Source organism: Microvirgula curvata (assembly GCF_054781615.1).
In genome coordinates this window covers 165704-180150 of sequence record NZ_BAAGUB010000010.1, presented here as the reverse complement: position 1 = coordinate 180150, position 14447 = coordinate 165704, and the positions used below count along the sequence as shown (strand labels likewise).

Sequence of the window (14447 nt, the reverse complement as noted above, 5' to 3'; positions counted from 1 at the left end):
GTTCGTCCCGGCGTGCTCCGGCCTCACCAGGGAGGCACCATGACTGTACAGACAGACTTCATCAAATTCAGCGTTTGCGATCTTCTGAAAAAGGGCATCGGCTCGTCCAGCTCCCACACCCTGGCGCCCTGGCGCTCCGCCATGGCCTGTTACGACGCCCTGGCAACGGGCGGCTGGCTGGCGGATCTGGAGGTGGTTTCCGTCACCCTTTACGGCTCGCTGGCCTTTGTCGGGCGCGGGCACTACACCACCATCGCCATTCCGCTCGGACTGCTGGGCAAGGATGTGATGACCTTCGACGTCAGCTCCCAGCTGAAGGCGACGCTGGGCATTTCCTCCATCACCGATATCGCCCAGCTCTCCAGCCTTGCCTATCCGGGCGGCCCGACCGTGGCCTATCAGCTGATCTTCGATACCCGGGAAGATACGGACAAGGAAAAGATGGTCTTCCGCTTTACCTACCGGGATGGCGCGCCGGCGAGCGGCCGGCCCGATGAACTGACCTACTATTCCTACGGCGGCGGCTCTTATGGCACTGCACCGGTGATGCAGCCGCTCTATCAGGCACTGACCAGCCTGCCGGTGGAATACGTTGATGCCGCCACCCTGGTGGCTGCCGCGCCCGGCGACCTGTGCGAAGCCATCATGCAGAACGAGGAGGCCTTCGCCCAATACCGCAAGGCGCATCCCGACCCGGCCCAGCCCGGCCTGCCGACCGACCGGGCCGGCGTGGTTGCCTATCTGCAGGATATTGGCTTGCAGATGGGCACGCGCTGATCTACGATGGCGTTACCTACGCCGACGACGATGACTGCTACAAGGTGATGTTCGCCACCCCGCGGGCGAAGACGCTCTACCGGAATCTCATTGGCGATCGGGCCGATACCAGTACGCAGGAAGCTTTTTTCCGCAGCCTGCGCCGGCTGTCCAGGGATTTCAGCTTCGAGCAGCAGCTCGATCTGGTGAGCCTGTTCGCACTGGCGGTGTCCGAGCAGAACGGGGCACTCAAGCACGTGGTGACGGCCCCCACCAACGGCTCCTGTGGCACGGTGCCCGCCGTTCTCTACCATTACATCGTCACCCAGGCGGACGAGGACGAGATCGACTGGCTGTTCGGCCGGACTCCGGGCACGGCACTGAACGGCATCCTGCGTTTCCTCATTATCGCCAGTACCGTGGGCGGCATCGTCAAGAGCAATGCCAATATCTCGGGCGGGGTGGGCGGCTGTCAGGCCGAAGTGGGGACGTCGGGCGCCATGGCTGCCGGTGGCCTCGCCCATCTGCTGGGCGGGAACAACAACATCATCACCTTCAATGCGGCCGAGGCTTCGCTCGAGGACCAGCTGGGGTCGACCTGTGACCCCGTGGGCGGGCTGGTGGAACTGCCGTGCATCGACCGCAACCTGAGTGCGGCCATCGTCGCCGTGACCGTGGCCCAGGCGATGGCGAAGCTGGGAACGGCCTTCGTGTCCGACATCCCCTTCGACAAGGCGGTGACGGCCATGCAGCAGATCTCGGAGAACATGAACGACCAGTACAAGGAAACCTCGACCGGCGGCCTTGCCCTGGTGATGCAGGACGAGGTCAAGGCCAGGCGCCCCGATCTGTTCCCGCCGACCCGGGAACTGTGCACGGCCCGTTCACACATGCGGATCTCCCTGTCCCGTACCACCTGCTGAGGGGATTGCCATGTCCTTGACACACAACCTGTCCCTGCGCCACCTGACCGATGTGGAAGAGCGCGTTGCGCACTACCGCAGCGTTGCTGCCCCCTATGCGGTAAACCTGTCGACTGCCGAGAATGTCCTGCTGTTCGATTTCTACCGGGCGCATCTCTTTGACGCAGCCAGACCCTTTACCGCGGGAGATCTGCGCTATCCGCCAAAGTTCTATGGCAGCGATGCCTTTCGCTCCAGCTGGGCCGGTTTTCTCAACCAGGCCTGGGGCCATGGCGATCTGCTGACTGCCCAGGACGTGTTTGCGGTGGGGGGCACGTCGGCGGCGCTGGAATGCCTGGCCTTCATTCTGGGCACGCCGGGCGATGTCGCCATTTCGCCCGCACCGCTCTGGTACGGTTTTCCCTGGAGTTTTGCCCAGCGGCCGCGCGTCAGCTTCGTGCCGTTCGATCTGCTGGAGAAGGGCATCGACAAGTTCGAGCTCACGCTGGAGGACGTGAAGCGGGCCTGTCTCTCGGTGCAGCCGCAGCCGAAGTTCCTGGTGCTGACCAACCCCAGAAACCCGCTGGGTGGCAACTATTCCCCGGAAACGCTGAACGCCATCTACAAGTGGGTCCTGGAAGAAACCCGGATGCACATCATCTCCGACGAGATTTACTTTTTCTCGCAGGTGGGAGGCGGCGAACCTTTCGTGCCGGCCCTTGCCCTCGACGCCGTGCGCGAGGCCGGCGAGGACGGGCGGGAGCGGGTGCACGCCGTCTGGGGGCTGGCCAAGGATTTCGGCATGTCGGGCTTCAAGGTGGGCTTCGTGATCTCGCGCAATCAGAAGGTGCATGCCCTGATGTCGGGCGATGCCTCCTTGCGCACCATGGCCTGGTTCACTCCTTTCGATTCGCTCAAATACCGCACCCTGGCCCCGCTGTTCCTCGACGGGGACGGTCTGCCCGATCCCGCGCTGGCGCAGCAAGCCATGCAGCTCTACGCCGGACCGAAAGCCTCGTCGCTGCTCAGGACCCAGTATGCCGCCACCCGCGAAGCCCTGGCTTCGGCACGGCTGAAATTCCTTGACCACAACAGCAGTGCCATCTTCTTCTGGCTCGATCTGCGGGAATTTCTCGACCGTGTACCGCCACCCGACGGCAGCGAGCACCAGGCGCTGCACAAAGCGCTGCACCCCGACATCGACCCGCGAGAGGAACGCCTGTCGGAATACATCACGGCCAGTTCCGGCGTCTCCCTGATCCCCGGGCAGGAATGCTTCAGCCGCGAGCCCGGCTTCTTCCGCATGTGCTACACCGCGGAACCGAAGGACCGGGTAGTGAAGGGAATCGAGCGCATGGGCCGCTCGCTGCATGCCCTGCTCAAGCCGCTGGCGGTGAATGCCTGAGCAAGGGGCAGGGTCCGTCTGGCCGCCGCGCGAGGTTTCACGCGGCGGTTTTTTTGTCTCTGGTGATGGCGGTCGCCCCGGCTGCGGCTTGATTTGCCGCCATGGCCGGTGCCATGCTTTTCCTGTCCCCTTTTCGCGAGACTGTCCATGGCGCGGGAAATCCGCATCGATACACCGCAAGGCCGTCTTTTTGCCTGCAGCTGGGGCGAGCGCGGCATGCTGCCGCCGATTGTGCTGTTCCACGACTCGCTCGGCTGCGTGGCACTGTGGCGGGACTTTCCGGACCGGCTGTCGCAGGCGAGCGGGCGTCAGGTGATTGCCTATGACCGGCTGGGATTCGGCCGCTCCGATCCGCATCCGGGCCTGCTGGACCGTCATTTCGTGCGGGAGGAGGCCGGGCAGGTGTTTCCGGCCCTGTGCGGGCAGCTGGGCATTGAGCATTTCATCGCATTCGGCCACAGTGTCGGCGGTGCGATGGCGGTCAGCTGTGCGGCGCGCTTTCCGGCACAGTGTCAGGGTGTGGTGACTGAATCGGCCCAGGCTTTCGTCGAAGAACGGACGCTGGCCGGCATCCGCCATGCCCGGCAGACTTTCGCGGACGAGGCGCAGTTCGACCGGCTCCGGAAATACCACGGCGACAAGGCGCAGTGGGTGCTCGACGCCTGGGTCGACACCTGGCTGGCTCCGGATTTTCTGCACTGGAATCTGGATGAGGAACTGTCGCGGGTGCATTGTTCGCTGCTGGCAATTCATGGCGAGCACGATGAATACGGCTCGCTGCGACATCCCGAGCGCATCCGTACGTTGAGCAGCGGCCCTGCCGTGGCCGAAATCGTGCCGGCCTGCGGTCATGTGCCGCATCGCGAGCAGGAAAACGTCGTGATTGATGCAGTCGGGCGCTTCCTCGGTCCGCTGGCCGGTCAGGATGGTAAAGTGGCGGCTATCTGAGCAGGAAGAGCGAAGCGGCAATGGTACGACAGCGCATGAACGGGATCGCCGATGGGGCGGAGTGCCGCCATGGATAGGCTGGTGACGTATGTTGGCGTGATCCACGGCCTGCCGGGCCCGGTCTCGATCGTGGAACAGTCCGTCGCGCGGGAGCGCTGGCTGGATCAGGGCTTCGAGGTGCAGCGGGAGTGCACCGACTACCGTTTCGACAACGGTGTGCACCTCCGCCGCGTGGTGGAACAGGACCAGTTCCCGAGCGAACTGGCCTGTGCCGAATGCTGGATCAGTTACGAAGTGATCGGGCACGCGCCGTGCTGCCAGGTGAGCCCGGCCGGCAAAAGCTTCGACAATGCCTGCCGGGAAGCGTTCTGGCTCAAGTATCACCTGGCCTGAGCCGGCACCGGTCCGTCTAGTCCACTTTTATGTTGACCGCTCTGGGTTTGGCCTGTTCGGACTTGGGCAGCGTGATGTTCAGCATGCCGTCCTTGAATTCGGCCTTTGCCGCCGTGTCGTCGACACCCTGCGGCAGGCGGAAGCTGCGCACGAAGCTGCCGTAGGACCGCTCGATGCGGTGGAACTTCTTGCCGGTTTCTTCCTTTTCCGCCTTGCGCTCGCCCTGGATGGTCAGCACCCCGTCCTCGACCGTGACGCTGACATCTTCCCTGTTCACGCCGGGGATTTCTGCCTTGATCAGATAGGCAGTTTCCGTTTCGCTGATATCGGCGGACGGCGTCCAGTCGACGATCTTCAGCATCTCGCTGCCGGTGGACGCCGGCAGACCGGGGCGCCCGATCAGGCGATTCAGGCGATGCGACATTTCCTCAAGTTCGGTGAATGGATCCCATTTGATCAAACTCATGGTGACGCTCCTTTGGGTACGGTTTGAAAACATGCTGCATGAAAAAAACCATTGGGCCGGTATTTGTCATTGCCAGTGTTCCTGACCCGGGTTGGCGAGAATCCGGAAAGCACGCCCGGTCCTGATTCCCTTGCTGCGCCTGGGCCGGAACGGGTCGGCCATACATCCGGCCGGCCCCGGACCGGGCAATCCCGATGCCGTCTTCAGCATAGCTTCTATAGTGATGAAATGAAGTCGGGGAAGGAATCCGGAACTCGCGCAATTTCAAATATGGGGCAGGGGCATGCAATTCAAGGATTACTACCAGGTATTGGGTGTGGATCGCACCGCGACGGCGGATGAGATCAAGAAAGCCTTCCGGCGCATGGCGCGCAAATACCATCCGGACCTTTCCCGGGAGCCGGAAGCCGAAGAGCGGATGAAGGAAGTCAACGAGGCCTATGCGGTGCTGGCGGATGCCGAAAAACGCGTCGCCTACGACCAGTTGGCACAGGGCTATCAGCCGGGCCAGGATTTCCGTCCCCCGCCGGACTGGGACAGCGGTTTCGAATTTTCCACACATGGCTTCTCGCCGGGCGAGGCGGCGGAGTTCTCCGACTTCTTTGCCGGCCTGTTCGGTCAGACGGGAGGCCGTCCTCACCGGGGCCGCGGTGCCACCGGCCCCGTGCATGGCGACGACCACCGGGCCAAGGTGCTGCTGGATCTGGAGGATGCCTTTACCGGCGCGACGCGGCAGATTTCACTGCGCATTCCGCAACTCGACAGCCAGGGACATGTCGGGGTGGGAACGCGCACGCTGAGCGTGAAAATCCCGAAAGGGGTGTGCGAGGGGCAGATGATCCGGCTGGCCGGCCAGGGGGCCCCGGGGTCGGGCGGGGCGCCGGCTGGCGACCTGCTGCTGGAAGTCCACTTCAAGCCGCACCCGCGTTTTCGTACCGACGGCCGCAACCTGCATCTGGATTTGCCGGTCACGCCGTGGGAAGCGGCGCTGGGTGCCGTCGTGACCGTGGACCTGCCGCCGGGCAGCCTTCGGGTCCGCGTGCCGGAGGGCGCGCAGGGAGGGCGCCGGTTGCGGGTACGCGGACGCGGCATTCCCGGCGAGCCGCCGGGCGATCTGCTGCTGGATATCCGGATAGTGGTGCCGCCTGCCGATACGCCGCGGGCAAGGGAACTGTACGAGACCATGGCGCGGGATCTGGCTTTCGATCCGCGGCAGCAGGGGAGGGAGTGAGCGATGCACGATGAAGACATCCTGATAGGCAGTCTGGTGGAAGACACCTGGCTTACGCTGGAGCAGGTCGCCGGTGCCTGCGCAGTGGAGCCGCAATGGCTGCTGCGCCATATCGAGGAAGGCCTGTTTCCACATGCCGAAAGCGTGGCCGGCGTATGGCGTTTCTCGACCGTTTCCATCCTGCGTGCCCGCCGCATGCGGCAACTGGAACGCGATTTCGACGCGGTGCCGGAGCTGGCGGCGCTGATGGCCGACCTGCTGGAAGAAATGGATGCGCTGCGCATCCGGGCACGGGCCGCCGGGCTGTGCTGAAATCCGGGCCGGTCGGGACTCACCACGGGGTCCGGACCCGCACCGGCTCGCCAGAGTGGAGGTTCCTGAGCGGCTGGCCGCCGGCGACCTGTTCAAGCACCACGCCGATGCGCATGGCCGGAAAAGCCTGCCCGGTCGCCTGTGCCCTGGCAATGCTTTTCACCAGAAAGCAGGCGTCCCTGGGAAACAGCACCACGGACGGGTTTCCCGGTCGGGCATCAACGCCGGGCCATAACGGGACGCCGCTGGTTGCCGACCCGATCCTGCAAAAGACGAGGGCATAGGGCTGCGCCGAGCACGCGTATTCGCCAACGGCCCATTTTGCATAACTGTCATCGGGGGTGGTGCTCATGAAGCACGGGTGGTTCGTTACCAGATCACCGACCTGAATGGCCGTACCCCATGGAATGGCGGCCAGGTCCCGGTACTCGACGACCCGCAGGTACTCGCCGGGTACCGGCGGCAGCCTGCCCAGCGCGGATGACAGGTCCCGCATCATGGACCATTCGCCCGGATCGAGCCGGATACCGTCGGCGAGATGGCTGTTGAGCGTCGCATACAGGCCCGCCTCCACCTGCATGCCCTTGTGGACAGGCTGGAGAACATCAGCGGGCTGTCCGACCATTGCCCACTGTATGGCCTGGCGTTCTTCCTGCCGCAGGCCCTGGAGCCGCTGCCGGAAATGGGCGGGATCGGAGGCGGCCTGGTCCAGGGGGATGCCGCTCTCCGGAAACAGCAGGCCGTGGCTCTGTGGCGTGCCGTCGGTACTGACACTGAAGGTCACTCCGTGATGTGTTGCCTGGAAAGACAGGCCCGATGCCAGGCCCTGCCGGGAGGAGGGAGCTGGCTGGGGGGAAGGAGCGACAAACATGGAGGGCGATTCCGGAAATCTGACCGGAACACGGTAGTCCGTCCCGGCGGGACGGACCATCAGGCCGATACCTGACCCGCGGCGTCAGCGCCGCAGCGCGGCCGATTCGCTGTCGAGTGCGTCCAGATAGCGGTCAAGCATGGCTGGCCCGATATCGCCCATGTGCGGAATGCGGATCAGCAGCCGGCGCGACTGCGCTCCGAGGATGTCGTTCAGCTTCTTGTGGCCGGTGTCGATCAGGTAGCCGCGCTCGCGCATGGTGGCTTTCAGGGCGGCCGGGTCCAGCGCCGGGTCGATGCTGACCGTGGTCAGACTGGGCGAGGCGTCGGCGTCGGCAACGAACAGCTCGAACCGGTCGGGGCGGGCGGTGGCCCAGGCGCGCACGGTGGCCCGCATCGCCCGGTGGCGGGCAAAGCGCTGCAGTACGCCTTCCGCATGGACGATGGTGTCGAGCTGGACCTGCATCTGGTTCAGCAGCGTGGTATCCGGCGTGGTCATGATCTGCCGGTCGCGGCCGAATTCGACGTGCTTCAGCAGGTCGCTGGTATAGCCGCGGTTGCTGACCTGTGCCGCCTTGTCCAGGGCGTCGCAGTGGACGAACAGGATGGCCTGGCCGGCCGGCAGCGCCAGACACTTCTGGGTGGTGGTCGCATAGACCGCCGGCAGGGCGTCGGCGATGCGGCTGTGGTCGCCTCCGAACAGGCTGACGCCGTCGACGATCGGCAGCGCACCATGGGCGCGGATCAGCCGGCAGGCGCCGACGATATCGGACACCACGCCGGTCGAGCTCTCGTTGTGGGTCAGCGTGACCACATTGAAGCGGCCGTTGCGCAGTGTGTGTTCAAGGACGTCCAGATCGATGCTGCAGCCGGGCTCGAAATCGAGCCGTTCGACCTGCTTGCCGTTGCCGATCGCCATCGAATGGAACAGTGCGCCGAAAACGCCGACGGTGACGCACAGCAGGCGGTCGTCGTCGGCGACCAGCGAGCGCAGCGCGCACTCCATGCCGGTGCTGCCACTGCCGTTGACCAGCGCGATATCGTAGTCGTCAGGCAATTCGGCGATGGCGCGCAGATTGTCGAAAATGGAGGACACCACCTCCCGTGCCTGGCTGTCGCGATGGCCGAATTCCGGCAGCAGGGCAGCCTGCCGGGTTTCGGGACGCAGCCAGGTCGGGCCGGGGATGAAAAGTTCGAGTGCTTGTCGGGGCATGATGGACAACCGGGGGCGGGTAGGCAGGAAGCCGACGACGATACACCCGGGCAAAATCGCGCGGCAAGCGCGCGGCGGGAACGGGGACCGTTCCCGCCCCTTTCAGATCCTGAACTTCTCGATGGTGCCGTGCATTTCCTGGGCGACCTGTTTCAGTTCCTCGGCCGAGGCCGTGGTATTGGTCGCGCTGGCGTGGTTCTCTTCCATCATCTGCGCGATGCGTTCGACCTGCTGCGAGATATTGGTGCTGGCCAGCGACTGTTCGCGCATCGAGCCGGAGATCTCCGACACCTGCGAGACCGCGCTGCCGGTGCCGTCGATGATGCGCTGGATCGCCTCGGTGGCCTGCGAGGCCTGCTCCATTCCGTGTTCGACCCGGTTCACGACCTGACGCATGGCCTCGACGGTCTGGCTCGCCTCTTCCTGAATGCTGTGCACGGTGCCGGTGATTTCCTGGGTCGACTGCGCGGTGCGTTCGGCCAGCAGGCGCACTTCATCGGCAACCACGGCAAAGCCGCGGCCGAGCTCGCCGGCGCGCGCGGCTTCGATCGCGGCGTTCAGCGCCAGCAGATTGGTCTGGTCGGCGATATCCTTGATCACGTTGACCACGGTGCCGATATTGGTGGTGTGGGTCTTGAGCCGGGTGATCTGCTCCGCCGTCGCCTGTACGGCGACCATGGTCTGCTGGAAGGTGCCGATGGTGTCGTGGATGACTTCGCCGCCGGTATTCGCTTCGGTGCCGGATTCACGGCAGCGCTGATCGGCTTCCTGGGCGCGGTCGGCGACATGGGTGATGCTGACCGTCATCTGCTCGACCGCGGCCGACATGCTGGACGACGATTCGCTGACATGCTGCGACGCCGAAGTCATCTGCGTCGAGGCCGATGCCACGGCATGCGCCGTCTGATTGACGTTCTGGCTCAGCGAGCGCAACTGGGTGAAGCTGGCCTGCAGCACGCCGAGCAGGGCGTTCAGCGCCTGGAATGCCTCGTTGATTTCGTCCTTTTCCTTGCGTTCGAAGCGGCGGGTAAAGTCGTAATCGCCGGACAGCTGGATCAGCCCGTCGCGCAGGCCGGTCAGCGGCAGCAGAATCTTCTTCAGCGTCCACAGGCTGGCGGCAAGCAGGATCAGCCCGACGACGGCAAACGTGCTGATCAGCATGGTATTGCCATGGGCAATGGCGTCGCCCAGGGCCTGATTGGCTTCAGCAAGCAGTTCCCGGTTGTGTTCCACCGCCTGTTCGAGGATGACCCCGGTCTTCTCGGAGACCGGCGTGACTTTCTGCGCCGACATGGCGCGCGCCTCTTCCTGGCGACCCTGATCGGACAGGGCGAAGACGGCCGGCACTTCCGCATAATAGGTATCGAACTCGCGCTGGACCGCCGTCATGTTCTGGCGGTCCTTGTCATCGGCCACCAGATGGGTATTGTAGTATTCGATGTGTTCGAGGATGTTTTTTCGCGCCTGCTGGAACAGCGCCAGGTATTTGGCCTTGCCTTCCGGTCCCGCCAGTATGTGCTGCAGCACGGCACGCCGGCTGGCGGCGAATTCCGCCTCGATCTGATTGATGCGCTGGACCGAGGGCAGAATCTGAGTCTGCATAATGGCGTTTTCATCGCGGATCGAGGAAAAATCCCGATAAGCAGTGAGGGTCATGATCAGCAGCCCCAGAATGCCAAAGGCGGCAAGACTGTAAAGACGAGTGGAGATTCTCATGGGAAAGGTGCTTTCAAGGATGCGAGTTCCGGTTATGAAAAGTATTGTTAAATACTAATGTTCAAGGCAAAAAAATTCAGGCAAGACCCAGCCCGTTCTGCAGTTGCTGCAGGGGAATGGGACGACCAATGCAATACCCTTGCGCATAGTCGAATCCCAGCTCGGTAATGCAATCAAGAATGGCTTCGTTTTCAACGAACTCAGCGAGGACTTCGCGGCCGAGTGCCCGGCTGATTTCGCAGATATGCTGGACCAGATAGCGGCTGACCGGATCGTTGGCGATATTCTTGATGAAGCTGCCGTCAACCTTGATCAGATCGACCGGCAGGTCGCGCATGCGCGACAGAGTGGCCATGCCACTGCCATAATCGTCGAGTGCAAAGCGATAGCCATGCTGACGCAGGGCCAGAATGGTTTCAATCGCCTGCGGCAGGTCGGTAATCGCGGAGGTCTCGGTAATTTCAAAGAAAATTTCCCGGCTGTCTATCCCGTACAAGCGTTGCTGTTCAAGGACGTAATCCGCCAGGGCAGGCCGGGACAGAATATGGCCGGACAGATTGATCGAGGTCGACAGGCGGCTGACTCCCAGATGCTGCCGATGCCGGCTCAGCCATTCATAGGTGCTCCTGATAACCCAGCGATCGATATCCGGCGTCAGTGACAGTCGCTCCGCCGTTGGCAGAAAATAGCCGGGCGACCAGATCTGGCCCTGGGCATCCATCATCCGCAACAGGATTTCATGCCGGTATTCATCCTGGCGGCGCGGATGCAGGGGCAGGATGCGCTGCGAGAACAGCACGAAGCGGTCGTCGGCGACCGACTGGTGGATGCGCGCAATCCAGTGATGCGGCGAGATGCGCTGGTCATGTTCGTGTGCGCTGACCGCCCGGGCAAAGTGGATGCCGTCAGTGGGCCTGGCCAGCAGGCCATAGGCCAGTGCCTGGTCGATCAGCCGGTCGGCGCAGGCTTCCCGCTCATCGACCGACAAGAGTCCCATCCGGGTCGGGATCGGGAATTCCTCACCATTGAGCGCATAACGCAAACCGGCAATTTGCTCCCGCAGGCATTCGCATGCGCCCTGAAAGGCCGTGCGATCCGGCCCCTGTACCAGGAAAACGAAAATATCGTCGGCAATGCGAAAAAACGGCCACGTTGCTTCAACCTGCTGTTGCAGGGTTTCCGTGATCTGGGCAATCTGCTTTTCTGCTGTTTTGCGGCCGCAACTGGTCAGGGCGGAGCGATAACTTTCCAGCATCAATATGCCAAGACCGAAGGGTTTCCATTCCGGGTCTTTTAATAGCGTTGAAACCGCCACCTCGAGTGTGGCACCGTCAAAAATGCCCGCCAGCGCGCGCCCTTCCGTTCGGTATAAAGGTTCCATATTGGCTATCGCATATCTGGAAGGTTGAGGAAATTCAGGTTGCACCATTATGCATGATGCTCCCGGGATGACACTGAACTCATATGTCTGCCAGTCAGAACAATGGCGTTCATTCTTTTGTGTCGGGACGCGGTAATCTAACAGCCTTTTTTGTGTGGGCTGGCCTGGTGCCCACCAGGAAGGCCAGTGTGATGCACCGTTGGGTAAATGACCGGCCACACTGAATTATTGAAGTTTCCTGCTGCTTATTATAGATGCCGGATGTAACGAATTGCTGTGATGTTTCTCTCGGTCAGCGTTTCTGTCCTTTGTTCATATGCAAATTCCACGCGAATAATTCAATTTGCCTTACTGGGGATGGTATATAGATAGCCCGTTTTTTACTGGTGCCAGGATGGAAAACTATAAAATAGCGCACCCTGAGTGCGTGCTGACATTTGTCGCGCTGGGGGAGAAAGGCTCATTCATCGGCGCGGCCGCTGCCCTGCGCGTGAGCCGTTCGGTTGTCAGTGACCGGATCAAGCGGCTGGAGGCCTATGTCGGTACGCAACTGGTGGTCAGGACAACGCGGCGCATGGTGCTGACACCCGCCGGTGATCAATACTTTCATGAATGCAAAAGGTTGTTTCTCAACTACCGGCAAGTGCTGGAACAGGTCCGGAACGACTACGACACCCCCAGGGGATTGCTGCGCATCTCGGCGCCGGATTATCTGGTATCCAATTTCCTGATCGAGAATGTGGTCAGTTTCACCGACCGCTATCCGGAAGTCTCGATTAACCTGGTCACCACCGATGGCCCGCTGGATCTGGTCACCGAGCGTGTCGATATCGACCTTCGTGTCGGCCAGCCGAAGGATTCCAGCCTGCATGCGATCAAGCTGACCGATTTCAAGCCGTACCTGGTGGCGTCGACGGCCTATCTGGCGCGTGCCGGGCTGCCGAAATCGCCGCAGGACCTGGCCATGCACCGGCTGATTGTCCACGATGACAACCAGGCGACACGCTTCTGGGAGCTGAGCACGGCAGAGCAGCAGACCGAACGGGTCCCGGTGCATGGACAGATCCAGGTCAACTCGCTGCGCATCGTGCGCAAGCTGGTGCTGGCCCATGGCGGCATTGCCATCCTGCCAAGCTTTCTGGTCAATACCGATCTGCGCGCCGGGCGATTGCAGCAGGTATTGACCGGATGGGCTCCGCCGGTCAGCGGCATCTATGCCATTTATCTCAGTCGAAAATATCTTCCGGCGCGGGTGCGATTCTTTATCGACATGCTGCGCAAACAGTTCGCATGACCTTTCCCATGACGATGTTCTTGCCGTGCAATGACCGCGGCGGCCATAACACTCCTGTCGCCCCCGACCGTCGGCAAAGCGACTACGGCATCCCGCGAATCGTGCCAGAATAGTCCGGTCTCTTTACCTATATCGGGCCGCCGACACCGCGGCCCCGCCATCGTGTCCCGTACTGTCATCATTCCTCTGATCGTGGCCTGCGCGCTGTTCATGGAGAACATCGACGCCACGGTCATCGCGACCTCGCTGCCGGCGCTGGCACGCGATCTGGGGCAGGACCCGATCACCCTCAAGCTGGCACTGACTGCCTACGTGGTCGGACTCGGCGTGTTCATCCCGGTCTGCGGCTGGGTGGCCGACCGCTTCGGCTCGCGCACGGTCTTTCGTTCTGCCATCTGCATCTTCATGCTGGGGTCGATCTGCTGCGCCTTCTCCGACTCGCTGCCGGCCTTCGTTGCCGCCCGCTTTCTGCAGGGCGTCGGCGGGGCGATGATGGTGCCGGTTGGCCGCATCGTCATCTTCCGTTCGGTGCCGCGCACCGAACTGGTCAAGGCCATCGGCTACCTGACCATGCCGGCCCTGCTCGGGCCGGTGATCGGACCGCCGCTCGGTGGTTTCATCACGACCTATTTTCACTGGCGCTGGATCTTCTTCATCAATGTGCCGGTCAGCCTGCTCGGCATCTGGCTGGCCGGGCGCTTTATCGACAACCTGCGCGAGGCTGATCCGGGGCCGCTCGACATCCGCGGCTTTCTGCTGTCTGCCGCCGGCGGGGCCTCACTGATGCTGGGGCTGGCCCTGCTCGACAGCGAGCTGGTGCCGGTCTGGGTGTCGCTGCTGATGTGCGCCACAGGTGGCCTGTTGCTGGCGGGCTACTGGAAGCATGCCGGACGCACCGCTTCGCCATTGCTCGATCTGCGCCTGCTGCGGCTGCCGACCTTCCGCGCCAGCGTGGTCGGCGGATCGCTGTTCCGTATTGGCCTGGGCGCCGTGCCGTTCCTGCTGCCGCTGGCACTGCAGGAGGGGCTGGGCATGACGCCATTCCAGTCCGGCGCCATCACCTGCGCGTCGGCCTTTGGTGCGCTGTTCATGAAGACCATCGCGCCGGCGCTGCTGCAGCGTCACGGCTTTCGCAAGGTGCTGCTGGTCAATGCGGTACTGGCCGGGCTGGCGATTGCGTCATACGGCCTGTTTACCCCATCGATGCCGCATCTGCTGATGCTGGCGCTGGTCGCTTTCGGCGGCTTCTTCCCGTCGCTGCAGTTCACCTGTCTGAATTCGATCGTCTATGCCGAGATTGCCAGCGCCGACGCCGGCCGCGCAACCAGCCTGGCCAGCGTGGTGCAGCAGTTGTCGCTCGGGCTCGGGGTCATCGTTGCCGGCATGACGCTGCAGATCTCGCAGCGGGTGCAGGGCCATGCGCAACTGGGCGCGGCCGATTTCTGGCCGGCCTTCGTGGTGGTCGGTCTGTTCTCGATACTGTCGGTGGTCGAGACGCGGCGGTTGCCACCCGGTGCCGGTGCGGCACTGACGCACAGCGAGGCGCCCCGTTAGACGCGG

General features: G+C 62.9%; 14 protein-coding genes. 9 read left to right on the top strand and 5 right to left on the bottom strand.

All coding sequences use genetic code 11. The features are described 5' to 3' along the window. Positions 1-39: 39 nt before the first annotated feature. From ACYVG8_RS05500 to ACYVG8_RS05480, 5 genes are all read left to right on the top strand, one after another. A complete protein-coding gene (locus tag ACYVG8_RS05500; protein ID WP_460745130.1) occupies positions 40-777 on the top strand; it encodes a serine dehydratase beta chain in 738 nt (245 codons plus the stop codon). Positions 778-824: 47 nt separating this feature from the next. Then, on the top strand, positions 825-1679 hold the full coding sequence (locus tag ACYVG8_RS05495) for an L-serine ammonia-lyase, iron-sulfur-dependent, subunit alpha (RefSeq protein ID WP_460745129.1): 855 nt from the start codon (positions 825-827) through the stop codon (positions 1677-1679). Positions 1680-1689: 10 nt separating this feature from the next. After that, the gene (locus ACYVG8_RS05490) at positions 1690-3063 is read left to right on the top strand and encodes a pyridoxal phosphate-dependent aminotransferase (protein ID WP_460745128.1); all 1374 of its coding nucleotides are present in this window, start codon (positions 1690-1692) and stop codon (positions 3061-3063) included. Between the two features lie 147 nt (positions 3064-3210). After that, entirely contained in the window at positions 3211-4011 is an 801-nt protein-coding gene (locus ACYVG8_RS05485; protein ID WP_460745127.1) for an alpha/beta fold hydrolase, read from the top strand. A 69-nt stretch (positions 4012-4080) separates the two neighbouring features. After that, positions 4081-4404, top strand: a complete 324-nt coding sequence (locus tag ACYVG8_RS05480) for a hypothetical protein (protein ID WP_107889507.1) — start codon at positions 4081-4083, stop codon at positions 4402-4404. A 16-nt stretch (positions 4405-4420) separates the two neighbouring features. On the opposite strand, the gene ACYVG8_RS05475 is transcribed toward ACYVG8_RS05480, so the two are convergent. After that, positions 4421-4870: an Hsp20/alpha crystallin family protein gene (locus ACYVG8_RS05475; protein ID WP_460745126.1), complete on the bottom strand. Its 450-nt coding sequence runs from the start codon at positions 4868-4870 to the stop codon at positions 4421-4423. 283 nt (positions 4871-5153) lie between these two features. Here ACYVG8_RS05475 and ACYVG8_RS05470 point away from each other — a divergent pair, with 283 nt between their 5' ends. Together ACYVG8_RS05470 and ACYVG8_RS05465 are read left to right on the top strand one after the other, a co-directional pair. Further along, positions 5154-6101, top strand: a complete 948-nt coding sequence (locus ACYVG8_RS05470; RefSeq protein ID WP_460745125.1) for a DnaJ C-terminal domain-containing protein — start codon at positions 5154-5156, stop codon at positions 6099-6101. Between the two features lie 3 nt (positions 6102-6104). Further along, a complete protein-coding gene (locus tag ACYVG8_RS05465; RefSeq protein ID WP_028500072.1) occupies positions 6105-6413 on the top strand; it encodes a chaperone modulator CbpM in 309 nt (102 codons plus the stop codon). Between the two features lie 19 nt (positions 6414-6432). Here the strand turns inward: ACYVG8_RS05465 and ACYVG8_RS05460 are convergent, their stop codons facing one another. From ACYVG8_RS05460 to ACYVG8_RS05445, 4 genes are all read right to left on the bottom strand, one after another. Next, positions 6433-7284: a hypothetical protein gene (locus ACYVG8_RS05460; protein WP_028500073.1), complete on the bottom strand. Its 852-nt coding sequence runs from the start codon at positions 7282-7284 to the stop codon at positions 6433-6435. A gap of 84 nt (positions 7285-7368) precedes the next feature. Beyond that, the gene (locus ACYVG8_RS05455; protein WP_036386566.1) at positions 7369-8496 is read right to left on the bottom strand and encodes a pyridoxal-phosphate-dependent aminotransferase family protein; all 1128 of its coding nucleotides are present in this window, start codon (positions 8494-8496) and stop codon (positions 7369-7371) included. 102 nt (positions 8497-8598) lie between these two features. Continuing rightward, complete coding sequence (locus ACYVG8_RS05450; RefSeq protein ID WP_460745124.1) at positions 8599-10212, bottom strand: methyl-accepting chemotaxis protein; 1614 nt, start codon at positions 10210-10212, stop codon at positions 8599-8601. A gap of 76 nt (positions 10213-10288) precedes the next feature. Then, positions 10289-11812, bottom strand: coding sequence for an EAL domain-containing protein (locus ACYVG8_RS05445; RefSeq protein ID WP_460745123.1), 1524 nt, complete (start codon positions 11810-11812; stop codon positions 10289-10291). A gap of 208 nt (positions 11813-12020) precedes the next feature. On the opposite strand from ACYVG8_RS05445, the gene ACYVG8_RS05440 reads away from it, so the two are divergent. Both ACYVG8_RS05440 and ACYVG8_RS05435 read left to right on the top strand, forming a co-directional pair. After that, positions 12021-12887: a LysR family transcriptional regulator gene (locus ACYVG8_RS05440; protein ID WP_051529006.1), complete on the top strand. Its 867-nt coding sequence runs from the start codon at positions 12021-12023 to the stop codon at positions 12885-12887. Positions 12888-12917: 30 nt separating this feature from the next. After that, positions 12918-14441 carry an MFS transporter gene (locus ACYVG8_RS05435; protein WP_084300259.1) on the top strand — a complete coding sequence of 508 codons (1524 nt, stop codon included), beginning with the start codon at positions 12918-12920 and terminating at the stop codon, positions 14439-14441. Positions 14442-14447: the final 6 nt, after the last annotated feature.